This is a genomic window from Pseudescherichia sp. AS216 (genome assembly GCF_037152055.1).
Lineage (GTDB): Bacteria > Pseudomonadota > Gammaproteobacteria > Enterobacterales > Enterobacteriaceae > Pseudescherichia.
Map to the genome: position 1 here is coordinate 236,941 of NZ_JBBCMV010000004.1, position 25,734 is coordinate 262,674.

Genomic DNA, 25,734 nt, shown 5'->3' on the forward strand with positions numbered 1-25,734 from the left:
TATGGCTGCCGATGACTATCTTACAGGCGTGTAATTACGCATCTAACAATAAGAGAGTCGATAGCCATGGATAAAACAGCAGCGATGCACAAACCGCAGACAGTTGGCTTTTTACATCATATCCGCTTAGTACCCCTTTTCTCCGCCATCCTCGGCGGTATTCTTCTGCTTTTCGCCCTGAGTTCAGGGCTGGCAGGCTACTTCCTGATGCAGGCCGATAGCGACCAGCAGGATGTCACCGCCGAAATTCAGATCCGTATGGGGCTGTCGAATAGCTCTAACCACCTGCGTACTGCGCGTATCAACATGATCCATGCCGGGGCGGCCAGCCGCATCGCGGAGATGGATGATATGAAACTCAACATTGCTGAGGCAGAGAAGCGTATTGGCCAGTCGCAGGAGGGCTTCAATGCCTACATGAACCGCGGCGTGAAAACGCCAGCCGATGAGGCGCTGGATGGCGATCTCAAGGCGCGGTTCGATGCCTATATCGCCGGGCTACAGCCGATGCTGAAATACGCTAAAAACGGCATGTTCGAGGCGATCATCAATCATGAAAACGAGCAGGCGCGTGGGCTGGATACGGCCTATAACGAGGTGCTGCTGAAAGCGATTCAGATCCGCACCGAGCGGGCGAACAAGCTCAGCGAGCTGGCGCATGAGCGTGCGCAGCTTGGCCTGATGTTTATGGCTGGCGCATTTGTGCTGGCGCTGCTGCTGACCCTTATTACCTTCGTGGTTCTGCGCCGCATCGTGATCAATCCTCTCCAGCGTGCGGCACATCGCATCGAGCTGATTGCCTCCGGCGATCTGACCCATGCCGACGAGGCTACGGGACGCAGTGAAATTGGTATCCTGAGCCGCGACCTGCAAAAAATGCAGCGCTCGCTGGTGAAAACCGTGGGCACGGTGCGCCAGGGGGCAGAAGAGATTTATCGCGGTACCAGCGAAATCTCGGCGGGCAATACCGATCTCTCATCGCGTACTGAACAGCAGGCGGCGGCTATCGAAGAGACCGCGGCCAGCATGGAGCAGCTGACCGCCACCGTGAAGCAGAACGCCGATAACGCCCACCACGCCAGCAAGCTGGCCGGGGACGCGTCCGGTAAGGCCACCAAAGGCGGGCAGATTGTCTCCGGCGTTGTGCAGACCATGGGCAACATCTCTGCCAGCTCGAAGAAGATCTCGGAAATTACCGCTGTCATCAACAGCATCGCTTTCCAGACCAATATTCTGGCGCTGAACGCGGCGGTAGAGGCGGCGCGCGCGGGCGAGCAGGGCCGAGGCTTTGCAGTAGTAGCCAGCGAGGTGCGTACCCTGGCTAGCCGCAGCGCCCAGGCGGCAAAAGAGATTGAGGGGCTGATCAGCGAGTCGGTGACCCTGATTGAGCGTGGTTCCGGCGAGGTGGTTGCCGCAGGAGATACGATGGGTGATATCGTGGCGGCGGTAAAACGCGTTACCGATATCATGCAGGAAATTGCCGCCGCGTCCGACGAGCAGAGTCGCGGCATTGAACAGGTTAGCCAGGCTATCACCGAGATGGACAACGTTACCCAGCAGAACGCCTCGCTGGTAGAGGAAGCATCAGCCGCAGCGGCGTCGCTGGAAGAGCAGGCGGCGCGCCTGACCGAGGCGGTAGGCACCTTCCGGCTCCAGCAGGGCAGCCAGGCGCGGGAAGAGAAACCCGCAGCGACAAAACCCTTTACGCCATCGCGTCCGGCGCTGGCCAGCGGCGATAACTGGGAAACGTTCTGATTTCACCAACCTTTGGGGGCCGCGAGGCCCCCTTTTTTTATCGCTTATTTACTGTCAGGCAGCGCGTAGGCAATGATGTAATCCCCGCGATCCGGAGACTGACGTGCGCCCCCCGCGTTAATCACAATGTACTGCTTGCCGGTTTTCGGTGACACGTAGGTCATCGGGCCGGACTGGCTGCCAACCGGCAGACGCGCCTTCCAGATCTCGCTCCCCGTCGCGGTATCAAACGCGCGCAGATAGAAATCCTGCGTACCGGCAAAGAAGAGCAGGCCGGACTGGGTAGAGAGGGATGCACCCAGGGTTGGCATACCGATCGGGATTGGCATATGCATGCGGATCCCCAGCGGGCCGGTATCCTGCACCGTACCAACCGGAACCTGCCACACCAGCTTGCCAGACTTCAGATCGACAGCGGACATAGTGCCAAACGGTGGTTTCTGGCACGGAATGCCCAGCGGAGAGAGGAAGCGTTCGCGCATTGCACCGTACGGCGTCCCCTCCATTGGCACAATCCCCATCTCAATGCCGCTGGCGTTTTTCGCTACGTTGGCACGCGGCACCATGTAGTTTGCCAGTCCCAGACGCATGTCGTTAACAAACATCAGGCCGTTATTAGGATCGACAGAGACACTGCCCCAGTTCATGCCGCCAAGCGAACCCGGGAACTGCAGGGAGCGGTCGAGGCCCGGCGGGGTGAAGACGCCTTCATGACGCATCGCTTTAAATTCGATACGGCAGATCAGCAGATCGATAGGGGTGGCACCCCACATATCCGATTCAGTCAGCGTCTGGTTGCCAATCATCGGCATCCCAACGGAGTAAGGCTGGGTCGGAGAGTAACGCTCGCCCTCGACGTTGCCAGCTGGAACCGGGCGCTCTTCCACCTTCGCCACCGGCTCGCCGGTTTCGCGGTTGAGCATGAAGATCATGCCCTGCTTGCTGGTCTGCACCAGCACCGGCGTCGTGCCGCCTTTGCCGTCAGGCAGATCGTAGAGCAGCGGCTGTGCAGGCAGGTCAAAGTCCCACAGATCGTGATGAGTGGTCTGGTAGTGCCAGCGCACCTGACCGGTGGTGGCGTCAACGGCGACAATGGACGAACTGTACTTGTCATCCAGCGCGGTACGCTCCCCGGCGAAGAAGTCTGGGGTGGCGTTGCCGGTCGGGAGGTAGACCAGGTTCAGTTTGGCATCGTAGGACATTGCCGACCAGACGTTAGGTGTCCCGCGAGTGTAGGTCTGACCTTCCGGCGGCAGGCCGGTGATTGCCGGGTTACCCGGATCCCACGCCCACGCCAGCTTGCCAGTGTGCACGTCATAAGCACGTACCACGCCTGGCGGTTCGCCCGTGGAGTAGTTATCGGCTACGCGTCCGCCAACTACCACCACGTTACCTGCCACCAGCGGGGTGGAGGTCTGCTGATAGTAGCCCGGCTTCACGTCACCCATGCCGACGCTGAGATCGACCGTGCCGTTGCTGCCAAAGTCCGCGCACGGCTGGCCGTTATCGGCGTTGATCGCAATCAGGCGGGCATCGGTGGTTGGCAGGAACAGACGACGGGCACAGGCTGCGGGCTGTGCCGCGGGAACGGTTGCAGCCTGTGCATCTTCGTAATAGCCGAGGCCACGGCAGCGCTGCCAGTTTGGCGCGGTAGCTTTGCTGTCATAGCGCCACTTCTCTTTCCCGGAGTCGACGTCCAGCGCCAGCACCTTGCTGTACGGCGTACAGACGAACAGCGTGTCACCAATTTGCAAAGGCGTGTTCTGATCTTCCGCGCCGGAGCCGTTGCTCTGCGGGATATCGCCGGTGTGGGCTATCCACGCCACTTTCAGCTGGTTCACGTTCTGCTTGTTGATCTGATCCAGCGCGGCAAAGCGGTCGCCGTGGGTGGTATTCCCCCAGTGCTTCCAGTCCGTCTGCTGGCTACCTTCTGCCACTGGCTTCACCGGCACGGCTTCATTGGCCGCGACCAGCGTCTGCGGTTTGAACATCCAACCCGCGCTAACCAGCAGCACCAGGGCAATCACGCCCGCAAGGCCAAAGGCCGGTTTTTTGCTGGCGGAGGCGGTCAGGAAAGGCCAGAGCAGGGCGGCGAGGAAGGCCAGTACGCCAAAGGTAAAGAGCCGTGAGAACAGCGGCCAGAACTCCCAGCCCGCGTCGCTGACGGCCCAGATCGCCGAGGCGATAAACGCCAGGGCATAGAGTACGATGCCGCTGGTGCGGTTTTTAACGATCAATAGTGCAGAGATCAGCATCGCGACGCCCATGATCAGGAAGTAGGCGCTACCTCCCAACGAGACGAGTTTGATACCGGGAATACCAATAGCCAGGCCGATAATTATCAGAAGCCCGGCCAGAAGCCACTTCAGGATCCGGCCGATCCCGTGCGGCGTGCTGCCAGTTGCCATGTCACTCTCCTAAAACCTTTTTGATTACGCGAGCGAACCAAAAAGGTAATTTAAAAAGGTCTTACCGTGTAAAATAGGGTTTTAAATCCACCATGCCGTAATTTTACGAACCATATGGTGAATTCCGCAACATGATAGATCTGTTAAATTGTTTTACGCAATTGTTAAAAAATAATTTGGCACATTTTGTGAGCGGCAAACAAAACGCCCGTCACAAAGACGGGCGTAAGGAGAGGGATATTAAGGATTAAGCGATACGCAAGGTGGACTGGGCCTGAGCTTTGGTCACGCGCACCGGAATCGATTTTGACGTCGGGGTGCCGGTACCGTCTCCAATGCGGGAGAGAGGAACCAGCGGGTTCGTCTCAGGGTAGTAGGCCGCCAGGTTACCACGCGGGATGGCGTAGGCTACCAGTTTGAAATCCTGTACCTGGCGCACAATGCCGTCATCCGTCTCGGTAGTGATATCCACCCGATCGCCATCCTGTAAGCCCAGCGCTGCGATATCATCCGCATGCATAAACAGCACCTCGCGCTGGCCGTAAACGCCACGGTAGCGGTCGTCCAGCCCGTAGATGGTGGTGTTGTACTGATCGTGGGAGCGCAGGGTTTGCAGAATAAACGGCGCATCCTCGCGCACGGAGAACGGCAGCGGCGCGGCGCTGAATTCGGCCTTGCCCGACGGCGTGTTAAATGTCAGCCCGGCGGCGGCGTTGCCCAGCCAGAAGCCGCCCGGTAGATCGCAGCGGGCGTTGAAGTCGGCGAAGCCGGGGAGGGTGGCGGCAATATGGTCGCGGATCAGACTGTAATCATCCGCCAGCGCCAGCCAGTTCACGGCGGCATCGCCAAGCGTGGCGTGGGCGATATTGGCGATAATCGCCGTCTCTGAACGCTGGGTTGTCGCCAGCGGTTTGCCGATCCCTTCAGAAGCGTGAACCATGCTGAAGGAGTCCTCCACAGTGATGAACTGTCGGCCGCTGGCCTGGATATCTTCCTCCGTGCGCCCCAACGTCGGCAGGATCAGCGAGGCCTTACCGGGCATCAGGTGGCTGCGGTTGAGCTTGGTGCTGATATAGACCGTCAGCCCGCAGCGGCGCAGGGCGTCGCAGGTGCGCGGCGTATCCGGCGCGGCGGCGGCGAGGTTGCCCCCGAGGGCGATCAGCACCTTAACTTCATCTCGCAGCATGGCGTTGATTGCATCCACGGTGTGGTGCCCAGGCCTGCGCGGTGGTTCAAAGTTAAAGTGACGGGCGAGGCTGTCCAGCAGCACGGCAGGGGGCTTCTCATCAATGCCCACCGTGCGGTTGCCCTGCACGTTACTGTGGCCGCGAACCGGGCAGAGGCCCGCGCCGGGTTTACCGAGATGGCCGCCGAGCAGTTGCAGGTTGGTGATCTCCCGTACGGTGTCGAGAGAGTGTTTGTGCTGGGTAATGCCCATCGCCCAGGTACAGATCACCCGTTCGGCGCGCTGCCAGATGCCTGCCGCCTCGCGAAGCTGCTGCTCCGTCAGGCCGGACTGCTCCACCAGCGTTGCCCAGGAGGTGGCATCAATTTGCGCAAACCATGCCTCAATGCCCTGGGTGTAACGGGTGATAAACGTCTCGTCAAAGATGCCGGGCTGGCCGTCGGCCTGCCGCTGGCGCTGGGTCTCCAGCAGCGCCTTCGCCATGCCGCGCACCGCCGCCATATCGCCGCCAAGGTTAGGCTGATAGTAGGAGGAGCTGATGGTGCCTGCCTTCGGGGTGATCACCTCCAGCGGCTTCTGCGGATCGGCGAATCGCTCCAGCCCGCGCTCGCGCAGGGTATTAAAGGTGACGATGCTGGCCCCGCGATCGGCGGCGTGGCGCAGGCTGTGCAGCATACGCGGATGGTTGGTGCCCGGGTTCTGGCCAAAGACAAAGATCGCGTCGGCCTGGTCAAAATCCTTCAGGTGTACCGTGCCTTTCCCGACGCCGATGCTGCGCTTCAGCCCGGCACCGCTCGCCTCATGACACATGTTGGAGCAGTCGGGGAAATTATTGGTCCCGACCATGCGACCAAACAGCTGATAAATATAGGCCGCTTCGTTGCTGGCGCGCCCGGAGGTGTACAGCTCCATCTGATCCGGGTGATCCATCGCCTGGATATGTTGCGCAATCAGCGCCCAGACGGCGTCCCAGCTAATAGGCTCATAGCGGTCGGTGGTAGGGTTATAGCTCAGCGGCTCGGTGAGGCGTCCCTGATACTCAAGGAAGTAGTCAGACTGCTGGTTAAGGGCGCTCACGGTATGTTTGGCAAAGAAGTCGGCGTCAACCTGGCGACGGGTGGCCTCCCAGGTCACGGCCTTAGCGCCGTTTTCACAGAAGCTGAAGGTGCTTTTATTGTCGTCGCCCCAGGCGCAGCCGGGGCAGTCAAAGCCGCGAGCCTTGTTCATGCGCAACAGATTGCGCATATTCTTGAGGGCGTTTTTGCTGTCGATGACGAAGCGGGTCGTTGCTTCCAGAGAGCCAAGCCCGCCGGCAGCGGCGCGGTATGGCTTAATAGCGGATTTAAATTTCATGAATACTTCCAGACGGCGGGTTGCTGGACCCATAATCAATAACGCGGTTTTATCACACAATTAACGTTATGTTTACCCTTTGCGCAACGATATGCGCAACAATTTGTGTAACAACAGCCGCTGGAAGAGCGCTAAAGCGCACGCTGTGTTAAACCGGCATCGATTTTCGGATCGCGCTAAGCAGCGTTTGCGCCGCCGCCGAAAGCGGGGCGTCGATACGGGTAATAATGCCAATCGGCTCGCCCGCGCCCTGGGCCGGGATCGGCAGCGCCGTTAGCGCCCCCTGTTTGAGATCGTCCTTTACCGCGCCGGAAGGCACAAACCAGACGTAGTTATACTCAACGGTAAGCTGGCGGGAGAGCGAGGCCGACAGCGTTTCGATGCAGCCGGAGGGCAGGGTGCACCCCTGGGCCGCGAGCAGCGCCTCGGTATGCTGGCGCGGGGCGGTGCCCTGCGGGGCAACCACTACCGGCCACTCCATCACCCGGCTGAGCGTCACCGTATCTTTTAATAGAGGGTGATGGGGATGCACCACCAGCTTCAGGGATTCTAAAAACAGCAGCTCGTAGTTCAGGCCGCTCATCATCTCTGGATCTGACATGCGGCCAATACCGATATCCAGCTCGCCGGTTTTCAGACCGGCCAGCAGCATCGGGTTATTCATCGTGGCAACCTGAAGCGTGATGTGCGGCAGGTGGCGATGAAATTCGCCAATCGCCGGCGGCATAATGCCCAGCGCGGCGGTGGGCAGCGCGCCAACGCGCACCACGTCATGGTTCACGCCCTCTTTGTGGTACAGCGCCTGTCCGGCGGTATTCAGCGCGTCCAGCACCCGTACCGCATGGGTCAGGAACTGTTCGCCGACCACGGTGAGGTGCGCCCCCATCCGGCCGCGATCGAAGAGCCGCGTGCCGGTTAGCTGCTCCAGCTCGTTAAGGGTTTTCGATAGCGCAGGCTGGCTAAGGTTGAGCGTTTCTGCCGCGCGCCCCAGCGTTCCCTGTTGAGCGACGGCGACAAAGGTATGTAAGTGGCGCAAGCGGATGCGCTGACTGAAGAGACCATTTTTTTCCATAACCAATGTTAAAAACAGAGCGCAACCGCTGACAAGAAAAGTTATCTAAATTTGATAACCTGCTAGCAAAATATTATTAACATTTAACCGCTTTGCTCAACCGCCCGGCGTTTGCCCAGCGTGGTGGTATAATTTTTTGTTATGTAACTTACGCTTACACTTTTTGCCCCGATCACACTTTGTAATTTTTTCCCGCGCCGGATGAGGACCTTCTCTACACTCCAGGTAGATAAAGGGGAGAAATGAGATTATGGCGTATACGATCACGGCTGATGAGATCCGGGAAGCATTTTCACAGGCCATGTCGGCCATGTACCAGCAGGAAGTTCCCCAGTACGGCACGCTGCTGGAGCTGGTCGCCGATGTCAATCTGGCGGTACTTGAGAACAACCCTAAGCTGCATGAGCAGCTCGCCAATGCCGATGAGCTGGCGCGTCTCAACGTCGAGCGCCACGGGGCCATTCGCGTCGGTACGCCGCTGGAGCTCTCTACGCTGCGACGACTCTTTGCGGTCATGGGGATGCAGCCGGTAGGCTACTACGATCTCTCCGAGGCAGGGGTGCCGGTGCACTCCACCGCGTTTCGCCCGGTTGATGACGAGGCGCTGTGCCGCAATCCGTTTCGCGTCTTTACCTCGCTCCTGCGGCCCGAGCTGATTGAGAGCGAGTCGCTGCGCCAGCGCGCGAAAGCGGTTCTGGCTAAGCGTTCGATTTTCACCCCGCGCTGTCTGGAGTTGCTGGATTGCTTTGAGCAGCAGGGGGGATTCACGGCGGCTCAGGCCAGCGAGTTTGTTCAGCAGGCGCTGGAGACCTTTCGCTGGCATCAGCATGCCACCGTTGACTACGACACCTATCACGCGCTGCACAGCGAGCACCGGCTGATTGCTGACGTTGTCTGCTTTCCCGGCTGCCACATTAACCACCTGACTCCGCGCACGCTGGATATCGATCGGGTCCAGGCCCTGATGCCGGAGTACGGTATTGAACCGAAAGTGCTTATCGAAGGGCCGCCCCGGCGTGAGGTTCCGCTCCTGCTGCGGCAAACCAGCTTCAAGGCGCTGGAGGAGCCGGTGCTGTTTGCCGGCGAGCATCGGGGAACCCACAGCGCGCGCTTCGGTGAGATCGAGCAGCGCGGCGCGGCCCTGACGCCAAAAGGACGGGCGCTCTACGACAGGCTGCTGGCCGAGGCGGGCACCGGAAAAGATAACCTGATCCACCAGCATCACCTGCAGGAGAAGTTCAAAGCTTTTCCCGACAGCGAGCTAATGCTACGCCGTCAGGGGCTGGCCTACTTCCGCTACCGCCTGACACCCACAGGAGAGGGCCATCGTCACGCCTTTGGTCCAGGAGACGATCCACAGCCGCTGATCGAGCGCGGCTGGGTAGTAGCGCAGCCCATCACCTACGAAGATTTTCTGCCGGTCAGCGCGGCAGGGATTTTCCAGTCCAATCTTGGCAATGAAACTCAGCAGCGTCAGCATGGTAATGCCAGCCGTGAGGCGTTTGAGCAGGCGCTGGGCTGTTCGGTACTGGATGAGTTTGCGCTTTACCAGGCAGCGGAGGTGCGCAGCCTGCGGCGTTGTGGACTGGTGTAAAACTCTCATTGGATTCTGCGACAAAGTTGTCTAGAGTGGGCGTGCTTTTATTGCCGCTGTTTCGCTTGCGGGCGGAGCGCTTTCACACGACCAAAAGGACGTTTTCTCAGGCATGAACCGCAGACGTTTTTTAAAATCTTCTATGATACTGGCCGCTGCGAGCGGGACATCAGGACTCGCCTCGCTCTTTTCCCGCGCTGCCTTTGCAGCGGAACCCGGCATTGCCGATGGTCAAAGCCATCGTTTTGATTTCTCCAGCCTGCAGGCGACGGCGCACGATCTGGCCCAAACGCCGTGGGGAGGCGCGCCGCGTGCGCTGCCTGAGACGCTCGCCACCCTGACGCCGCAGGCTTACAACAGCATTCAGTACGATGCAAAGCAGTCGCTGTGGAACAACGTAGAGGGCCGCCAGCTTGACGTGCAGTTCTTCCACGTGGGGATGGGCTTCCGCCGCCGGGTGCGCATGTTCTCGTTGGATCCCGTCAGCCACCAGGCCCGTGAGATCCACTTCCGGCCAGAGCTGTTTAACTACCACGACGCAGGCGTCGATACCAAACAGCTGGAGGGGCAGAGCGATCTCGGCTTCGCCGGTTTCCGCGTGTTCAAGGCCCCGGAGCTGGCCCGTCGGGATATCGTCTCCTTCCTGGGGGCAAGCTACTTCCGCGCGGTTGACAGTACCTACCAGTACGGTCTCTCCGCCCGCGGCGTGGCGATCGATACCTTCACCGACACCCCCGAAGAGTTTCCGGACTTCACCTCGTTCTGGTTCGAAACGGCGAAACCCACGGACACCACCTTTACCGTCTATGCCCTGCTGGACAGCCCGAGCCTGACCGGCGCGTATAAATTCGTGATCCACTGTGAGCAGAACCAGGTGATCATGGAGGTAGATAACCATCTCTACGCTCGCAAGGATATCAAACAGCTGGGGATCTCACCGATGACCAGCATGTTCAGCTGCGGCAACAACGAGCGGCGCATGTGCGACACCATCCACCCGCAGATCCACGACTCTGACCGTCTGGCGATGTGGCGGGGTAACGGAGAGTGGATTTGCCGCCCGCTCAATAACCCGCAGAAGTTACAGTTTAACGCCTTTGACGATAACAACCCGAAAGGCTTCGGGCTGCTGCAGTTGGATCGCGACTTCTCTCACTATCAGGACGTGATGGGCTGGTACAACAAGCGCCCAAGCCTGTGGGTCGAGCCGCGTAATAGCTGGGGCAAGGGGAGTGTTAACCTGATGGAGATCCCCACCACCGGTGAGACGCTGGATAACATCGTCTGCTTCTGGCAGCCGGAAAAACCGGTCAAAGCCGGGGACAGTCTCGCCTTCCAGTACCGCCTCTACTGGAGCGCGCAGCCGCCAGTGCATACGCCGCTGGCCCGCGTGCTGGCCACCCGCACCGGCATGGGTGGCTTCCCGGAAGGATGGGCACCAGGCGAGCACTATCCGCAGGTGTGGGCCCGCCGTTTCGCCATCGACTTTGCCGGAGGCAACATCAAAGAGGCCGCCCCGAGGGGCATTGAGCCCGTGATCACCCTCTCTAACGGTGAGGCGAAGCAGGTGGAGATCCTCTACGTGGAGCCGTTTGACGGCTATCGCATCCAGTTTGACTGGTATCCCACTAACGACGCCACCGATCCGGTTGAGATGCGCATGTTCCTGCGCTGCCAGGGTGAGGCGGTCAGCGAAACCTGGCTCTATCAGTACTTCCCGCCGGCACCGGACAAGCGGACCTACGTTGATGACCGCGTGATGCGCTAGGTTAAGGAGAGAAGATGCAGACCAGTACGGATGAGCTGATCCCCGTTAGCGACACCCTGACGCTGTGCGCCATTGATGAGCGTTTCGTCAGCGAGCTGTATCAGCTGGTGGTGAAGAACCGGGCGTGGCTCCAGCAGTCGCTAAACTGGCCGCAGTACGTCGCCAGTGAAGAGGACTCGCTCAAAAACGCCCAGAGTAACATCATGTTGCACCAGCGCGGCTACGCCAAAATGTTCCTGATTGTGCAGCAGGAGACCCTCGTCGGCGTGCTGTCGTTTAACGCCATCGAGCCGCTGAACAAAACCGCTTATATTGGTTACTGGCTGGATGAAGGGCATCAGGGGCAGGGCATTCTCTCCCAGTCGCTGGAGGCGTTTATTCAACACTATGCCCAGAGCGGCGAGATCCGGCGCTTTGTGATCAAGTGCCGGGTGGATAACGCTGCCAGCAATCGGGTGGCCCAGCGCGCGGGTTTCGTGCTGGAGGGCTGCCTGAAAGAGGCCGAGTTCCTCAACGGCCGCTATGACGATCAAAACCTCTACGCGCGGATTATCGACGCCTAGAGTGCCCCCAGCAGCGGCGTGCGGGTAATACGCTCCGCGCCGCTCATCACCTTCGGACCGCGCAGGTGAATAGACTCTTCCTCCAGGGCGGTCACCGCCGCATCGCCGCTAATCTCAATATGTCCCTCGATCAGTAGATTGCCCCTGAGCTGCGCCCGGCCTTGAACGAGAACATAGTCGTCCAGCACCAGCGGTCCGCCGCTGAGCCGCGCTTCACCCCCGACGCGCACGTGGTGCTTCAGCACGCAGTTGCCCTCTACCACCGCATTCTCTGCTACCTGAGCGCTGTAGCGTAGGGTGGGAATGGCATCTTCCCCGCGTCCGGCGACCAGACGGGCGCGATCGTATACCCTGGCGCAGTCGCAGACCCAGACGTCGTTCTCCTCATTGCCCTCCAGCAGGGCGAAGTCGAAGACCTCTGCGCGATGCTCAACGAAGGCGTAATTGACGATGGCGTCGCCGTAAATCTGTGCCTGGTGCAGGATGCGGGAGTGGTTCACCGTGGCTCGGTCGTAGATGCGCAGGGTGGCGTCGTGATCGAGGGTGAGACCACGGGCGGCAATAATCTCGCTGCCGTTGAGGATCCGGGCATCGTCGCCGAGCAGACACTCGCCGCTCACCCGCGACCGCTGCACCAGCACGTTGCCGCTCAGACGCGCCCCTCGACAGATTTCCGACCCATCAACCCAGGCATGGCCGCTAATCTCTACCCCGTCGTAAATGGTGCAGGACTGGCTAATGCGGGCGCAGTCGCGTATCCGGCTGCCGCCGAACACCATGCTGTTCTCATCGTAGATCCAGCAGCTGTCCTGCTGGCTTAGCACCTGCTCATCCTCTACCCAGCCGCCCAGCGTGCCGGCCTGGACATCATGAAAATCCCGCAGGGCGACGATCTGGCGCAGGGTAACGTGCCGCTTTTCACCGTTATCCTGATAGCTAAATGAGCGGCTGGCATCGCTCAGGCGATACTTATTCATTGTTGGTTTTCCACTAATGGCCTTAGATAAACGTAGCAAACTTTGCCGCTCTGGCTATTGCCAAGGAATTTCAATAAAATGTATTTAAAATATCATTTTAAATTTCCCGCCCACGTAAGGATGGATCATGGCTAAGGTTGATGAGAATTACTTCACTGAAAAATATGGTTTAACCCGCACCCATTCTGAGGTGCTGGCTGCGGCGGGGCGGGTTCCACCGGGCAAAACGCTCGATCTCGGCTGCGGCAATGGTCGTAACAGCCTCTACCTTGCCGCTAACGGTTACAGTGTCACGGCATGGGACAAGAATCCCATGAGCATCGCCAATATCGAACGTATTAAGGCGGCGGAGGGGCTAACTAATCTTGAGATCGCCACCGTCGACCTCAACGCGCTGAGCTTTGAGGGAGAGTATGACTTTATTCTCTCCACCGTGGTGATGATGTTCCTTGAGCCGCAAACCATCCCTGGCCTGATTGCCAATATGCAGCGTACTACCGTACCGGGAGGCTATAACCTGATTGTCGCCGCGATGGACACGGACGATTTTCCCTGCACGGTCGGCTTCCCGTTTGCCTTTAAAACCGGAGAGCTGGCGGAGTACTACACCGGCTGGGAAGTCGTGAAATACAATGAAGACGTCGGTGAGCTACACCGCACCGACGCCAATGGCAACCGCATCAGGCTGCGCTTTGCCACGCTGCTGGCCCGTAAACCCGCTTAGCGGGCCGCCAGCAGACAGAGCTGAAGCGCGACGTTGTAGGACGCCTCAAAGGATTTCAGCGGCAGGAACTCAAAGCGCGAGTGGAAGTTGTGCGCACCGGTGAAGAAGTTCGGGGTCAGCAGCCCCTTCGCCGAGAGCGCTGCGCCGTCGGTTCCGCCGCGCATCGGGGTTGGCTTCGGCGTAATGCCCAGGCTCTCCATTGCCTCAAACATCAGATCGATGGCGCGGCGATCCTCGCCCACGGCGTTGCTGATGTTGCTGTAGACGTCCTCGATCTCATACTCCACCTTCGCGGTGGGGTGCTGCGCGGCAATACGCTGCGCCACCTCGCCAATCTGCCGCTTGCGCTCCTCAAAGCGTTCTTTATCGAAATCGCGGATGCTGGCGCTGAGCACGGCGTGGCCCTGTACTGCTTCCATACCGTTGAACCAGGTATAGCCCTCGCGGCCTGCGGTATGCTCCGGCGTCTGCTGGCGATCGAAATAGCTGATGTAGTCCGTGGCCATCAGCAGGGGGTTGACCAGTACCCCCTTGGCTGACATCGGGTGCGCCGTGACGCCGGTAAAGCGGATCTTCGCCTGGGCGGCGTTAAAGTTCTCGTAAACAATCTCCCCCAGCTCGCAGCAGTCGATGGTCCAGGCAAACTCGACGTCGAAACGCTTAAGATCCAGCGCCTTGGCCCCGCGCAGGCCTACCTCCTCATCAGGCACAAAAGCCACTACGATATCGCCATGCTGATGCTCTGCGGTCAGATTCTCCAGCAGGGTCATGACTACCGTTACCGCCGCCTTGTTATCTGCGCCCAGCACGCTGGTGCCGTCGCTAAAGATAATCTCTTCCCCTGGGTAGGCTAAAATTTCCGGGTGCTCGGCGGTGCGCAGCCAGATATCCTGCTGGGCATTCAGACAGAGATCTGTGCCGGTAAACTGCAGGATCTGTGGATGAATATCCGGCGACAGTCCGACGTCTACGGTATCGATATGGGTAATAAAACCGATGCGCGGCGCGCCTGCCACATTGCCCTTTTTAACCGCCGTCACGGTGGCGTAGTCGTCGATCACAATCTCTTCTAATCCCAGCGTTTTTAGCTCGTCGGCCAGCACGCGGGCCATCTCATACTGGCCTGCTGTGGTAGGCAGGGTGGTAGCAGACGCATCGCTCTGGCTGGTGATAGCAAGGTAGCTAAAAAAGCGTTGGGTTAATTGTCTGGCGAGTGGCGATGACATAGTGGATCCTTCTTTATTTGTTTTATCAGGTGCTTACGGTGTGACTTTAATGTTATGTATTAACGGGCAAACAACAAGCACTTATTGATAGCACGCTAAGATAGCCGGATAAACGACAGGATAAAGATGATAAGCAAACCCACAACACTTGCACTGGCGTTGGCCGCGCTCACGGTCAGTTCTACCGTGGCAGCGAAGACGCTGGTTTACTGTTCGGAAGGATCGCCTGAAAACTTTAACCCTCAACTTTACACCTCGGGAACCAGCGTCGATGCCAGCGCCGTGCCGGTCTACAACCGGCTGGTTGAGTTTAAGGTCGGTACCACGGAGTTAGAGCCTGGCCTCGCCGAACGCTGGGACGTCAGCGAAGATGGTAAAACCTACACCTTCCATCTGCGCAAAGGAGTGAAGTTCCAGAGCAATAAATACTTTACCCCGACGCGAGACTTCAACGCCGACGACGTGATCTTCTCGTTCATGCGGCAGAAGGATCCGAATCATCCCTATCACAACGTCTCTAACGGTAACTACTCCAACTTTGAGAGCCTGGAGTTTGGCAAGCTGATTACCAGCATCGATAAAGTCGACGACCATACCGTGCGCTTTACGCTTGCGCATCCGGAGGCACCGTTCGTGGCGGATCTGGCGTGGTATTTTGCCTCGATCCTGTCGGCCGAGTATGCCGACGCCATGCTGAAGGCGGGCACCCCGACGCGCGTCGATATGGACCCCATCGGCACCGGCCCGTTCAGGCTGGCGCAGTATCAGAAGGACTCCCGCATCCTGTTTACCGCTTTCCCGGAGTACTGGCAGGGCAAGGCCAAACTGGACCGGCTGGTGTTCAGCATCACCCCGGACGCCTCGGTGCGCTACGCCAAGCTGGAGAAGAACGAGTGTCAGGTGATGGCCTTCCCGAACCCGGCGGATCTGCCGCGAATGCGCGAAAACCCCAATATCAACCTGATGAGCAAGGCCGGGTTAAATACGGGCTTCCTCGCCCTCAACACGCAGAAAGCGCCACTGGATAACGTCAAGGTACGCCAGGCGCTGGCGATGGCGATCAACAAGCCGGCGATTATCGATGCGGTGTTCCAGGGCACCGGCACGGCGGCGAAAAACCTGCTGCCGCCGGGGGTCTGGAGCGCCGACAGCGACCTTAAGGATTACGACTATAACCCGGAGCAGGCCAAAGCCCTGCTGGCCGAGGCGGGCTTTAGCAAGGGCTTAAGCATTGACCTGTGGGCGATGCCGGTTCAGCGTCCCTACAACCCGAACGCCAAGCGTATGGCGGAGATGATCCAGGCCGACTGGGCGAAGATTGGCGTGCAGGCGAAAATCGTCACCTTTGAGTGGGGCGAGTACCTCAAGCGCGTGAAGGGTGGTGAGCACCAGGCGGCGCTGATGGGCTGGACCACGGCCACTGGCGATCCGGATAACTTCTTCGGCCCGCTGTTTACCTGCCAGTCGGCGGACGGCGGATCCAACTCGGCGAAGTGGTGCTATCAGCCGTTTGATAAGCTGATTGCCGAAGCGAAAGGCATCACCGATCGGTCTCAGCGTACTGCCCTCTACAAGCAGGCCCAGCAGATGATGCATGACCAGATGCCCGCCGTGATGATTGCCCACTCGACGATTTTCGAACCGATGCGCAAAGAGGTGCAGGGGTATGAGATCGATCCCTTTGGCAAACACATTTTTTATCAGGTCGATTTAAAAAAATAATCAACCCATGCCTGCGGTCATGCGCAGGCATGATTTTTGGTAAAAGGGTGAGCCAGCGCTCTTTTAGTCACAACGACCCTAATCAAGTTTTGCTATAACTCCGTATGCATCGTCATAATTCCAGGAATAAATACATGCGTACTCACTCATTGATTCAGGTCGCAGTACTGTCGGGGCTGCTGGCTCTGACAGGGTGCTCGTCGAAAGTTACACAGCCCGAAAAGTATTCCGGTTTCTTAAAAGATTATTCAAATCTGAAAGAGGCGACCTCCGCCTCGGGGAAACCGGTCCTGCGCTGGGTTGATCCGTCGTTTGATGACAGCAAATACGATAGCATCGTCTACAACCCCATTACCTACTATCCGCAACCTAAACCCACCACGCAGATTGGTCAGGATACCCTCAACGGCCTGCTGACCTACACCAATACCAAGCTGAAAGCTGCCGCTGCCCAACGCAAGCCGCTGGTGGCTAAGCCCGGTCCGCGCAGCCTGATTTTCCGTGGCGCGATCACCGGCGTCGACTCCAGTAAAGAGGGGTTGCAGTTCTATGAGGTAATCCCAATTGCGATGGTGGTAGCAGGCACCCAGGCCGCCACCGGTCACCGTACCATGGATACCGCGCTCTATTTTGAGGGCGAGCTGATTGACGCCGCTACCAACAAACCGGTGATCAAAGTGGTGCGTAAAGGCGAGGGTAAAGATCTCAATAACCAGAATACACCGCTTACCGTCGATACCCTCAAACAGGTGGTGGACGATCTGGCCAGCGATGCGGCGCTGTTCCAGGTTAAAAAACCGTAGTCAGCGAAGCGCCATCCCGGTGATGGCGCTTCTCTTTTCCCTCACGCCGAGCGCGGCCGCCCGTGCCAGACGCGCAGCAGACTCTCTGGCCGGGTAAACATCACCAGATTACCCACCAGGATCAGCGCCAGCCCCACCACGGCATTGCTCTCCCAGCGGTACCCTTCAAACAGGGTAGAGAGCGTTAACGCCACCAGCGGAAAGAGCAGCGTGCTGTAGGCGGCTTTGCTCGCCCCGATGCGACCCACCAGCGTAAAATAGACCCCAAAGCCAACGACCGAGCCGAACAGCGCCAGGTAAACCAGCGCGCCGAGGTAGCTCACCGTCCACTCGGGCGTGAAGCTGTCGCCCCGTACCAGGGCAATAAAACCCATAATCAGCGTGCCGTAGAACATGGCCCAGCCGTTGGTGGTCATGGTCTCGAGCCCTTTACGCTGGTGACGCAGGCTGATCATATTGCCCAGCGAGAAGCCCAGGGTGCCCAGCGCAGACAGGCCAATGCCCAGCAGCAGGTTAACGTTCAGCTCTTTCGCCAGCAGATCCTGCCAGAAGAGGGCGACGATGCCGGTCAGACCCAGCGCGGCGGCCAGAAAGAAGCGAGCGGGCGGGCGCTGACCAAAGAAGATAAAGCTGTTTATCGCGTTGAACAGTACCGCCATAGAGAAGATGACCGACTCCAGGCCGGTGTTGATCCACGCCGCAGCGGTGTAAAAGCACCAGAAGTTGAAGCCGAACACGCAGCCGCCCTGCACCATACACATCAGGTGATCCCGGAGCGTCAGGGCGCGCAGCCGCTTAAGCACCAGCAGGGTCAGCATCATGATGGCCGAGGCCAGCGCGAAGCGCCAGAAAATGGAGACCGGCGCAGCGACCGACCCCTGCTGCAAATGGATAGCAATCCACGTCGTTCCCCAAATCACCACCACCAGGCCATACATTAATGCGTTCATCGTGCGCTGCTCTCCATCGTAAAAAACCCTATTGTTGAGCGTGGCGGGCGGTGACGCTTGCAGGGGATTGCGGGAGACTTGCAAATTCTTGCGGTTTTTTGGCGGCCAGAGGACGGCAACGCTTTCATCCGTGCCGCACTCTTCATACACTAAGGATCTGGTTAATCACTTGTTAATGTGGCGATGGCAGAAACCTACGGTGCTTTTGAAAACCTGCGCAGGCACAGCGCGGTGCTGAAAAATTCAGTGGCCCTGAATAATGGCATGCAGCTGGCCGCATGGTCCAACAAGCGCGATCGCATTACCCAATATTGCGATCACCACACGTTGAGCCTCTACGTTGCCGACGGCTATGAGAGCTACCATAAAACCCGCAGCGGCTGGCAAAACGGCGGCGGGCCGGATCGGTTCTGCCTTCTGCCGAAAGAGAGTGAATCGACCTGGGATATTCGCGACGATCTCTCCTTCGTGCACCTCTACTGCACCGATGCGCATCTGCGCAGCGTGGGGGAGCAGATCTGGGATCGCAGCCCGGCCACGCTGACGCTGGATGAGAAGACCTTTGGTCAGGATGCGCAGATCACTGCTCTCTATCGCCAGTTTTTGCTCGACTGCGACTGGCAGCAGCAGGCCAACCAGCTTACCCTGAGCACAGCATCGACGCTGCTGCTGACCCATATTATTCAGCGCTACAGCAGCGTGCAGTGGCGCATGCCGAACGTCACCGGCGGGCTGGCCCCGTCGGTGCTGCGTAACGTACTGGAGTATATCGACGCCCATCTTGCCGAGCCGCTGACCCTTGCCGATCTCGCTAGCCAGGCGTCCTTAAGCGAATACCATTTTGCCCGCATGTTTCGTCACTCCTCCGGGCTTGCGCCACACCAGTACGTCATGCAACGGCGGATGCACCAGGCCCGGGATAGGGTATGCCACACGGCGCTGCCGCTAACCGATATCGCCCTCGGGTGCGGGTTCAGTTCGGCCAGCCACTTCAGTAACCGTTTCAAAAGCGTGTTTGGCGTGACGCCGTCACAAATGCGCGCGGCGTACGCCTGACAGGACGGCAAAGCAGATCCCGCCCACCAGTAGACCCCAGAATGCCGACCCGATGCCCAGCAGCGTCACGCCGCTGGCGGTTACGAGAAAGGTGACTACCGCGGCATCGCGTTCGCGTTCGTTTACCAGCGCCTGATGCAGGCTGCCGCCGATCGTACCCAGCAGCGCCAGCCCTGCCAGGGTCTGGATCCAGCCCAGCGGAAGGGCAGCCATTAGTCCGCTTATCGAGCCGCCAAACAGGCCCGCCAGCAGATAGAAGACGCCTGCGGCAGCGGCAGCCTGCCAGCGTTTATCCGCATCCGGGTGCGCATCCGGGCTTTGACAGATGGCGGCGGTGATGGCGGCGATACAGACGGAGTAGACTCCAAATACGCTGCCCAGCAGCGCCAGTCCGCCGGTAAAGACCATCAGCGGCGAGGCGGGAACATGATAGCCAGCAGCCTGCATAGTGGCGAAACCGGGCGCGTTTTGCGAGGCCATCGTCGCCAGGAAAAAGGGCAGGCCCACGCTGATTAAGGTGGTCAGAGTAAAGCGAGGGGCAATTATCTCGGGCATCACCACCGAAAAGTGCAGCGCAGACGTGACAACGTCACCGTGTAGCCAGGCCACGAATGCGCCTGTAATCAGAGTGGCAATAATGGCGTAGCGCGGCGCTAGCGCTTTGCAGATCAGCCATGCCAGCAACATGCTGACACTTAAACTGAAATCGCTCTGTAAATTAGTAAAGGCCTGCAATCCAAAACGCAGTAAGATACCGGCCAGCATCGCCGCTGCCAGCGAGTGCGGGACAATCTTCATCAGCCTGGCAAACAGGCCGGTAAGGCCGCAGAGCAGGATCAGGGCATTAGCAAAGATAAATACCCCGACGGCCTCGTTGAGGGTGGCCCCGTCAAGGCTGGTAGCGAGCAGCGCCGCGCCGGGGGTTGACCAGGCGGTGAGCACCGGAACGCGGTAGCGCAGGGTCAGCACAAGGGTGCTAATGCCCATTGCCAGCCCCAGCGCCGTCATCCAGCCGGCGATTTGCACCGGGCTGGCACCGGCGACGCTGGCGGCCTGCCAGATAATGGCCGCCGAGCTGGCGTAGCCCACCAGCACCGCCACAAAGCCAGCCAGCAGGGTGGAAAAGGGAAAAGGACGCAGGGGCATAAGGACTCCATGTACGCTATCACGGTAGATAAAAATAGCACTGTGCGTTATAACGTACAACAGGCCATTCACGCACGAGGGAGGGAGAGTATGGATCTGCCACAGTATCTGTCTGCGACACTGAAAACGCTGCGCCAGAGCCGGGGCTGGAGCCTTTCGCGCCTCGCCACGGAAACCGGCGTCTCGAAAGCGATGCTCGGCCAGATCGAGCGTAATGAATCCAGTCCTACGGTGGCTACGCTATGGAAAATCGCTACCGGGCTAAACGTACCGCTCTCCACGTTTATCACCGCAGCGGACGCCAGCGCGCCGCAGGCCTACGATCCTGACCAGCAGGCGATGACCATTACGCCGATTTTCCCGTGGGATAGCGAGCTGCGCTTTGACCACTTTTCGGTAACCCTTGCCCCCGGCGCGTTCAGCGAGTCCACGCCGCACGAGCAGGGTGTCATTGAACATGTGGTGGTGATTTCCGGCACGCTGGAGATGCGGATCGACGGCGAGTGGCAGACGCTACAGGCGGGGAGCGGGGTCAGGTTTGCCGGGGATAAAACCCATGCCTACCGCAACAGCAGCGGACAGACCACCCAGTTTCACTCTCTGATCCACTATCCAAAAGAGCGAGTGGCGCGAAAAATAACGACCCATAGCCCTGACGCACCCTAACAAGACGGCGTCAGCATAGCGAAAATGTTTTCGTCCGGGCCAGCTTCTCACTACAATAGCGGCCATTTTGTTGATCACGGATAATAACGACCCTATGCGCCTGCCCACTCATCATCTTGAACTGTTAAGCCCGGCCCGCGACACCGCCATCGCCCGCGAGGCTATCCTGCACGGGGCCGATGCGGTCTATATCGGCGGTCCCGGCTTTGGTGCACGCCATAATGCCAGCAACAGCCTGCGCGATATCGCCGAGCTGGTGCCTTTTGCCCATCGCTACGGGGCAAAAATCTTTATTACCCTGAATACCATTCTGCATGATGATGAGCTGGAGCCAGCCCGACGCCTGATTACCGACCTCTATGAGACCGGCGTCGATGCGCTGATCGTGCAGGATATGGGCGTGCTGGAGCTGGATATTCCGCCCATCGAGCTGCACGCCAGCACCCAGTGCGATATCCGCAGCGTGGAGAAGGCGAAGTTTCTCTCCGACGTTGGCTTCTCGCAGATCGTTCTGGCCCGTGAGCTGAACCTGGAGCAGATCCGTGCTATCCACGAGAGCACCGACGCCACCATCGAGTTCTTTATCCACGGTGCCCTGTGCGTAGCCTATTCCGGGCAGTGCAACATCTCTCATGCCCAGACCGGGCGCAGCGCGAACCGGGGCGACTGCTCGCAGGCCTGCCGTCTTCCCTACACCCTGAAAGACGATCAGGGCCGGGTGGTGTCGTTTGAAAAGCATCTCCTGTCGATGAAGGACAATGACCAGACCGCCAATCTTGGGGCGCTGATCGACGCCGGAGTGCGCTCCTTTAAGATTGAGGGGCGCTACAAAGATATGAGCTACGTGAAAAACATCACCGCTCACTACCGGCAGATGCTGGACGCCATCATTGAGGAGCGGGGCGACCTGGCGCGTTCCTCAGCGGGGCGCACCGAGCACTTCTTTATCCCGTCGACGGACAAAACGTTCCATCGCGGCAGCACCGACTATTTCGTTAACGCCCGTAAGATCGACATCGGCGCATTTGATTCGCCGAAGTTTATCGGTCTGCCGGTGGGTGAAGTGCTGAAGGTAGGCAAAGATTATCTCGACGTTGACGCCAGCGAGACGTTAGCGAATGGCGATGGGTTAAACGTGCTGATTAAGCGTGATATTGTCGGCTTTCGCGCCAATACGGTAGAGAAAACCGGCGAAAACCGCTATCGCGTGTGGCCGAACGAGATGCCCGCCGATCTCTACAAGGTGCGGCCGAATCATCCCCTTAACCGTAACCTCGATCACAACTGGCAGCAGGCGCTGACCAAGACTTCCAGCGAGCGCCGCGTTGGCGTGGATATCGAGCTGGGCGGCTGGCAGGAGCAGCTGATCCTCACCCTGACCAGCGAAGAGGGAGTGAGCATTACCCATACGCTGGAGGGCGAATTTGCCGACGCCACCAACGCTGAAAAGGCGCTCAGCCAGCTGCACGATGGCCTGGCTAAGCTGGGGCAGACCATCTACTACGCCCGCGATATTCGCGTCAACCTGCCGGGCGCGCTGTTTGTCCCTGCCAGCCAGCTGAACCAGCTGCGCCGTGAGGCCGTAGAGCTGCTTGATAGCGCCCGTCTGGCAAACTACCCGCGAGGCAGCCGCAAAGCCGTGGCGACACCAGCCCCCGTCTACCCGGATACCCATCTCTCGTTCCTGGCGAACGTCTACAACGAGAAGGCGCGCACTTTCTATCACCGTTACGGCGTGCAGCTGATTGATGCCGCCTACGAGGCGCATGAAGAGAAGGGCGACGTGCCGGTGATGATCACCAAGCACTGCCTGCGCTTTGCCTTTAACCTCTGTCCAAAGCAGGCGAAGGGATCGATTAAGAGCTGGAAAGCGACGCCGATGCAGCTGGTACACGGCGATGAAGTGTTGACCCTGAAGTTTGACTGCCGTCCATGTGAGATGCACGTGATTGGCAAAATGAAAAACCATATCCTCAAGATGCCCCAGCCGGGCAGCGTTGTGGCCTCCATCAGCCCGGATGAGCTGATGAAGACCATGCCAAAACGCAAAGGGTAAGACCCAGAGTAGGCCCGGCAAGCATTAGCGCCGCCGGGCACTTCACTTAGTGCGATTTAAACCCCGCCGCCGACATCAGCAGGCGAAACGCCATGCTGACCGCAGTAAGCGCCAGCACGCTGGCGACCCAGATAGCAATCAGCCAGAACAGCCGTTTCACAAAACGCGGTGCTGCCATCAGTGGTATCCCTCCCCAGGCTGAACTTTGCCCCGGAACACGTAGTAGCTCCACGCGGTATACACCAGGATCAGCGGAATAATCAGCAGCGCGCCCACCAGCATAAAGCCCTGGCTTTGCGGCGGCGAGGCGGCATCCCACAGGGAGATACTGGGCGGGATGATATTCGGCCAGATGCTGATCCCCAGGCCGCTAAAGCCGAGGAATACCAGCCCCAGGGTCAGCACGAACGGTAAGGTGTGATGGGCGTGGTTACTCAGGCTGCGCCACTGCCAGAAGCTGAGCAGGAGCACCAGCAGCGGCACCGGCAGGAAGAAGAACAGGTTCGGCACGCTGAACCAGCGGTCGGCGATGCCCTGGTGGGTCAGCGGCGTCCAGAGGCTGATCGCGCCAATGGTCACCAGCAGCGCCAGCAGCAGCTGTTTCGCCCTGTGTCGCATCGTCTCCTGCAATGCGCCACCGCTCTTCATGACCATCCAGGTGGCACCGAGCAGAGCGTAGGCGATGGTTAACCCCAGGCCGCAGAAGAGGTTAAACGCCGTTAGCCAGTCCAGCGCGCCGCCGCTAAAGCGCCGTCCGGTCACCTCAAAGCCGTTCAGTACTGCGCCAACCACCACGCCCTGGGCGAAGGTGGCGACGATCGAACCGAAAATAAACGACTTATCCCAGAACGGACGGTGGGCAGGCGTGGCCTTGAAGCGAAACTCGAACGCCACGCCGCGGAAGATCAGTCCCGCCAGCATGATGGTCAGCGGAATGGTCAGCGCGTCGGCGATCACCGCGTAGGCCAGCGGGAACGCGCCAAACAGGCCCGCGCCCCCCATGACTAACCAGGTTTCGTTGCCATCCCAGACCGGCGCGACGCTGTTGACCATCACGTCACGATCTTCACCGTTGCGAATGAGGGGAAACAGAATACCGATCCCGAGATCGAAGCCGTCCATCACGATATACATCAGCGTGGCGAAGACGATTATCACAAACCAGATAACTGACAGATCGATACCCATTATTTGTTCTCCTCTGTCTCTAACGACTCACCGGCCGCAGAGAGCGGACGCGCCGGGCGGCCCTCTGTCGGGTGACGATCTTCAGGCTGCGGACCGGCCTTGATCAGCCTGCCGATATAGACATACCCCACGCCAAAGACGGCGGAGTAGACCACAAAGAATCCCAGCAGGGTCAGGCTCATCTGCAAGGTGCTGTGTTGCGAGACGGCATCAATGGTGCGCAGCTGGCCGTAGACCACCCACGGCTGGCGTCCCACCTCGGTGGTCACCCAGCCCGCCAGCAGGGCGATCAGCCCGGCAGGCCCCATCCACAGGGCGAAGTGATGAAACGGTCGGGAGGTGTAGAGACGGCCCTTGTAGCGCAGCCACAGCCCCACCACGCCCAGCAGCAGCATCAGCAGACCCATCGCCACCATCAGGCGGAACGACCAGAAGACAATGGTAGAGTTAGGGCGATCCTCTTTCGGGAATGACTTGAGCGCCGGAACCTGCTTATCCAGACTGTGGGTCAGGATCAGGCTGCCGAGGGCAGGAATTTCCAGCCCGTAGCGGGTGCGCTCCTGCTCCATATCCGGCCAGCCAAACAGCAGCAGCGGAGTGGGTTCACCGGGCGGGTTTTCCCAGTGCCCCTCAATGGCAGCGATCTTCGCTGGCTGATGCTCCAGGGTGTTCAGACCATGCATATCGCCCACCACGGCCTGGATCGGGGCCACTACCAGCGCCATCCACAGCGCCATAGAGAACATCTTGCGGATAGCGGGCGTATTGTTGCCTTTGAGAAGATGCCAGGCACCCGAGGCACCCACAAACAGCGCGCTGCTCAGGAAGGCCGCGATAGACATATGCAGCAGGCGGTAGGGGAACGACGGGTTAAAGATGACCTTGAACCAGTCAACCGGGATCACCTGGCCGTTGACAATCTCATAGCCCTGCGGGGTATGCATCCAGCTGTTGGAAGCGAGGATCCAGAAGGTCGACATCAGCGTGCCGAGGGCCACCATGCAGGTCGAGAAAAAGTGCAGGCCGGGGCCGACCTTGTTCCAGCCGAAGAGCATCACGCCAAGGAAGCCAGCCTCAAGGAAGAAGGCCGTCAGCACCTCATAGGTGAGCAGCGGCCCGGTAATGCTCCCGGCAAACTGCGAGAAGCCACTCCAGTTGGTACCAAACTGGTAGGCCATCACCAGACCTGAAACGACGCCCATCCCAAAGTTGACGGCGAAAATTTTCACCCAGAAGAGATACAGCGTTCGCCAGACCTGATTTTGCGTCTTGAGCCACAGGGCCTCAAGCACCGCCAAATAGCTGGCCAGCCCGATAGTAATAGCGGGAAATAAAATATGGAATGAGACGGTAAAGGCGAATTGAATTCGCGCCAGATGGAACGCGTCTAGATCAAGCATGCAGGACTCCGCGCACAATTTACGTTATGTCAGCGAAAGTATAGGTGATGTCAATGAATGCGGGCAGAAACAGCACCCGAACTTAAAAGCATAACAGTTGCCCCTTGGCTAAACCTTTAAC

20 protein-coding genes are annotated in these 25,734 nt (G+C 59.1%); 10 read left to right on the forward strand and 10 right to left on the reverse strand.

Translation table 11 applies throughout. The annotated features are described in order from the left end of the window. Positions 1 to 66: 66 nt before the first annotated feature. The gene (locus tag WFN61_RS14040; protein WP_337038812.1) at positions 67 to 1,755 is read left to right on the forward strand and encodes a methyl-accepting chemotaxis protein; all 1,689 of its coding nucleotides are present in this window, start codon (positions 67 to 69) and stop codon (positions 1,753 to 1,755) included. Positions 1,756 to 1,799: 44 nt separating this feature from the next. Here WFN61_RS14040 and WFN61_RS14045 read toward each other — a convergent pair whose 3' ends face one another. The 3 genes from WFN61_RS14045 to WFN61_RS14055 form a co-directional block, all read right to left on the reverse strand. Then, positions 1,800 to 4,163, reverse strand: coding sequence for a glucose/quinate/shikimate family membrane-bound PQQ-dependent dehydrogenase (locus tag WFN61_RS14045; RefSeq protein WP_337038813.1), 2,364 nt, complete (start codon positions 4,161 to 4,163; stop codon positions 1,800 to 1,802). A 247-nt stretch (positions 4,164 to 4,410) separates the two neighbouring features. Continuing rightward, a complete protein-coding gene (locus WFN61_RS14050; protein WP_337038814.1) occupies positions 4,411 to 6,702 on the reverse strand; it encodes an FdhF/YdeP family oxidoreductase in 2,292 nt (763 codons plus the stop codon). A 148-nt stretch (positions 6,703 to 6,850) separates the two neighbouring features. Then, positions 6,851 to 7,774, reverse strand: coding sequence for a LysR substrate-binding domain-containing protein (locus WFN61_RS14055; RefSeq protein WP_257757642.1), 924 nt, complete (start codon positions 7,772 to 7,774; stop codon positions 6,851 to 6,853). A 250-nt stretch (positions 7,775 to 8,024) separates the two neighbouring features. Here WFN61_RS14055 and hglS point away from each other — a divergent pair, with 250 nt between their 5' ends. From hglS to rimL, 3 genes are all read left to right on the forward strand, one after another. Beyond that, positions 8,025 to 9,368, forward strand: a complete 1,344-nt coding sequence (hglS, locus tag WFN61_RS14060; protein WP_337038815.1) for a 2-oxoadipate dioxygenase/decarboxylase HglS — start codon at positions 8,025 to 8,027, stop codon at positions 9,366 to 9,368. 112 nt (positions 9,369 to 9,480) lie between these two features. Next, entirely contained in the window at positions 9,481 to 11,136 is a 1,656-nt protein-coding gene (locus tag WFN61_RS14065; protein ID WP_312632941.1) for a glucan biosynthesis protein D, read from the forward strand. Between the two features lie 14 nt (positions 11,137 to 11,150). Continuing rightward, positions 11,151 to 11,699 (forward strand): 50S ribosomal protein L7/L12-serine acetyltransferase, encoded by a 549-nt coding sequence (gene rimL, locus WFN61_RS14070; protein ID WP_144815521.1) that lies wholly within the window; start codon positions 11,151 to 11,153, stop codon positions 11,697 to 11,699. Here the strand turns inward: rimL and ydcK are convergent. Beyond that, the gene (gene ydcK, locus WFN61_RS14075) at positions 11,696 to 12,676 is read right to left on the reverse strand and encodes a YdcK family protein (RefSeq protein WP_337038816.1); all 981 of its coding nucleotides are present in this window, start codon (positions 12,674 to 12,676) and stop codon (positions 11,696 to 11,698) included. The genes rimL and ydcK overlap by 4 nt on opposite strands. A 127-nt stretch (positions 12,677 to 12,803) precedes the next feature. On the opposite strand from ydcK, the gene tehB reads away from it, so the two are divergent. Continuing rightward, positions 12,804 to 13,400, forward strand: coding sequence for a tellurite resistance methyltransferase TehB (gene tehB, locus WFN61_RS14080; RefSeq protein ID WP_337038817.1), 597 nt, complete (start codon positions 12,804 to 12,806; stop codon positions 13,398 to 13,400). Here the strand turns inward: tehB and pepT are convergent. Beyond that, a complete protein-coding gene (pepT, locus tag WFN61_RS14085) occupies positions 13,397 to 14,626 on the reverse strand; it encodes a peptidase T (RefSeq protein WP_312282332.1) in 1,230 nt (409 codons plus the stop codon). The two genes, tehB and pepT, sit on opposite strands and share 4 nt — an antisense overlap. A 126-nt stretch (positions 14,627 to 14,752) precedes the next feature. On the opposite strand from pepT, the gene WFN61_RS14090 reads away from it, so the two are divergent. Both WFN61_RS14090 and WFN61_RS14095 read left to right on the forward strand, forming a co-directional pair. Further along, a complete protein-coding gene (locus WFN61_RS14090) occupies positions 14,753 to 16,348 on the forward strand; it encodes an ABC transporter substrate-binding protein (protein ID WP_337038818.1) in 1,596 nt (531 codons plus the stop codon). 134 nt (positions 16,349 to 16,482) lie between these two features. Beyond that, positions 16,483 to 17,151 carry a DUF3313 domain-containing protein gene (locus WFN61_RS14095; RefSeq protein ID WP_144815539.1) on the forward strand — a complete coding sequence of 223 codons (669 nt, stop codon included), beginning with the start codon at positions 16,483 to 16,485 and terminating at the stop codon, positions 17,149 to 17,151. Between the two features lie 41 nt (positions 17,152 to 17,192). On the opposite strand, the gene WFN61_RS14100 is transcribed toward WFN61_RS14095, so the two are convergent. After that, positions 17,193 to 18,101, reverse strand: coding sequence for a DMT family transporter (locus tag WFN61_RS14100; RefSeq protein ID WP_337038819.1), 909 nt, complete (start codon positions 18,099 to 18,101; stop codon positions 17,193 to 17,195). A gap of 183 nt (positions 18,102 to 18,284) precedes the next feature. On the opposite strand from WFN61_RS14100, the gene WFN61_RS14105 reads away from it, so the two are divergent. Next, a complete protein-coding gene (locus WFN61_RS14105; RefSeq protein ID WP_222887725.1) occupies positions 18,285 to 19,157 on the forward strand; it encodes a helix-turn-helix domain-containing protein in 873 nt (290 codons plus the stop codon). Here the strand turns inward: WFN61_RS14105 and WFN61_RS14110 are convergent. After that, on the reverse strand, positions 19,131 to 20,303 hold the full coding sequence (locus WFN61_RS14110) for a benzoate/H(+) symporter BenE family transporter (protein WP_337038820.1): 1,173 nt from the start codon (positions 20,301 to 20,303) through the stop codon (positions 19,131 to 19,133). The two genes, WFN61_RS14105 and WFN61_RS14110, sit on opposite strands and share 27 nt — an antisense overlap. 90 nt (positions 20,304 to 20,393) lie before the next feature. Here WFN61_RS14110 and WFN61_RS14115 point away from each other — a divergent pair, with 90 nt between their 5' ends. Further along, on the forward strand, positions 20,394 to 20,969 hold the full coding sequence (locus WFN61_RS14115; protein ID WP_312272805.1) for a helix-turn-helix domain-containing protein: 576 nt from the start codon (positions 20,394 to 20,396) through the stop codon (positions 20,967 to 20,969). A 94-nt stretch (positions 20,970 to 21,063) separates the two neighbouring features. Beyond that, positions 21,064 to 23,025, forward strand: coding sequence for a peptidase U32 family protein (locus WFN61_RS14120; RefSeq protein ID WP_337038821.1), 1,962 nt, complete (start codon positions 21,064 to 21,066; stop codon positions 23,023 to 23,025). Positions 23,026 to 23,071: 46 nt separating this feature from the next. Here WFN61_RS14120 and WFN61_RS14125 read toward each other — a convergent pair whose 3' ends face one another. From WFN61_RS14125 to WFN61_RS14135, 3 genes are read right to left on the reverse strand one after another with little or no spacing between them, the layout of a single operon-like run. After that, positions 23,072 to 23,203 carry a DUF2474 domain-containing protein gene (locus WFN61_RS14125; RefSeq protein WP_103820197.1) on the reverse strand — a complete coding sequence of 44 codons (132 nt, stop codon included), beginning with the start codon at positions 23,201 to 23,203 and terminating at the stop codon, positions 23,072 to 23,074. Continuing rightward, positions 23,203 to 24,213 (reverse strand): cytochrome d ubiquinol oxidase subunit II, encoded by a 1,011-nt coding sequence (cydB, locus tag WFN61_RS14130; RefSeq protein ID WP_337038822.1) that lies wholly within the window; start codon positions 24,211 to 24,213, stop codon positions 23,203 to 23,205. The genes WFN61_RS14125 and cydB overlap by 1 nt, the downstream gene beginning before the upstream one ends. Then, positions 24,213 to 25,613 (reverse strand): cytochrome ubiquinol oxidase subunit I, encoded by a 1,401-nt coding sequence (locus WFN61_RS14135; protein ID WP_144815562.1) that lies wholly within the window; start codon positions 25,611 to 25,613, stop codon positions 24,213 to 24,215. Before WFN61_RS14135 ends, cydB begins: the two co-directional genes overlap by 1 nt. Positions 25,614 to 25,734 lie beyond the last annotated feature (121 nt).

Bases quoted from the DNA above. Each gene is read 5' to 3' on its own strand.
- cydB (WP_337038822.1), bottom strand. From the start codon at position 24,213: ATGGGTATCGATCTGTCAGTTATCTGGTTTGTGATAATCGTCTTCGCC.
- WFN61_RS14045 (WP_337038813.1), bottom strand. From the start codon at position 4,163: ATGGCAACTGGCAGCACGCCGCACGGGATCGGCCGGATCCTGAAGTGG.
- hglS (WP_337038815.1), top strand. From the start codon at position 8,025: ATGGCGTATACGATCACGGCTGATGAGATCCGGGAAGCATTTTCACAG.
- WFN61_RS14120 (WP_337038821.1), top strand. From the start codon at position 21,064: ATGCGCCTGCCCACTCATCATCTTGAACTGTTAAGCCCGGCCCGCGAC.
- WFN61_RS14110 (WP_337038820.1), bottom strand. From the start codon at position 20,303: ATGCCCCTGCGTCCTTTTCCCTTTTCCACCCTGCTGGCTGGCTTTGTG.
- WFN61_RS14100 (WP_337038819.1), bottom strand. From the start codon at position 18,101: ATGAACGCATTAATGTATGGCCTGGTGGTGGTGATTTGGGGAACGACG.
- WFN61_RS14055 (WP_257757642.1), bottom strand. From the start codon at position 7,774: ATGGAAAAAAATGGTCTCTTCAGTCAGCGCATCCGCTTGCGCCACTTA.
- pepT (WP_312282332.1), bottom strand. From the start codon at position 14,626: ATGTCATCGCCACTCGCCAGACAATTAACCCAACGCTTTTTTAGCTAC.
- WFN61_RS14115 (WP_312272805.1), top strand. From the start codon at position 20,394: ATGGATCTGCCACAGTATCTGTCTGCGACACTGAAAACGCTGCGCCAG.
- WFN61_RS14040 (WP_337038812.1), top strand. From the start codon at position 67: ATGGATAAAACAGCAGCGATGCACAAACCGCAGACAGTTGGCTTTTTA.
- WFN61_RS14095 (WP_144815539.1), top strand. From the start codon at position 16,483: ATGCGTACTCACTCATTGATTCAGGTCGCAGTACTGTCGGGGCTGCTG.
- rimL (WP_144815521.1), top strand. From the start codon at position 11,151: ATGCAGACCAGTACGGATGAGCTGATCCCCGTTAGCGACACCCTGACG.
- tehB (WP_337038817.1), top strand. From the start codon at position 12,804: ATGGCTAAGGTTGATGAGAATTACTTCACTGAAAAATATGGTTTAACC.
- ydcK (WP_337038816.1), bottom strand. From the start codon at position 12,676: ATGAATAAGTATCGCCTGAGCGATGCCAGCCGCTCATTTAGCTATCAG.
- WFN61_RS14065 (WP_312632941.1), top strand. From the start codon at position 9,481: ATGAACCGCAGACGTTTTTTAAAATCTTCTATGATACTGGCCGCTGCG.
- WFN61_RS14125 (WP_103820197.1), bottom strand. From the start codon at position 23,203: ATGGCAGCACCGCGTTTTGTGAAACGGCTGTTCTGGCTGATTGCTATC.
- WFN61_RS14090 (WP_337038818.1), top strand. From the start codon at position 14,753: ATGATAAGCAAACCCACAACACTTGCACTGGCGTTGGCCGCGCTCACG.
- WFN61_RS14105 (WP_222887725.1), top strand. From the start codon at position 18,285: ATGGCAGAAACCTACGGTGCTTTTGAAAACCTGCGCAGGCACAGCGCG.
- WFN61_RS14135 (WP_144815562.1), bottom strand. From the start codon at position 25,613: ATGCTTGATCTAGACGCGTTCCATCTGGCGCGAATTCAATTCGCCTTT.
- WFN61_RS14050 (WP_337038814.1), bottom strand. From the start codon at position 6,702: ATGAAATTTAAATCCGCTATTAAGCCATACCGCGCCGCTGCCGGCGGG.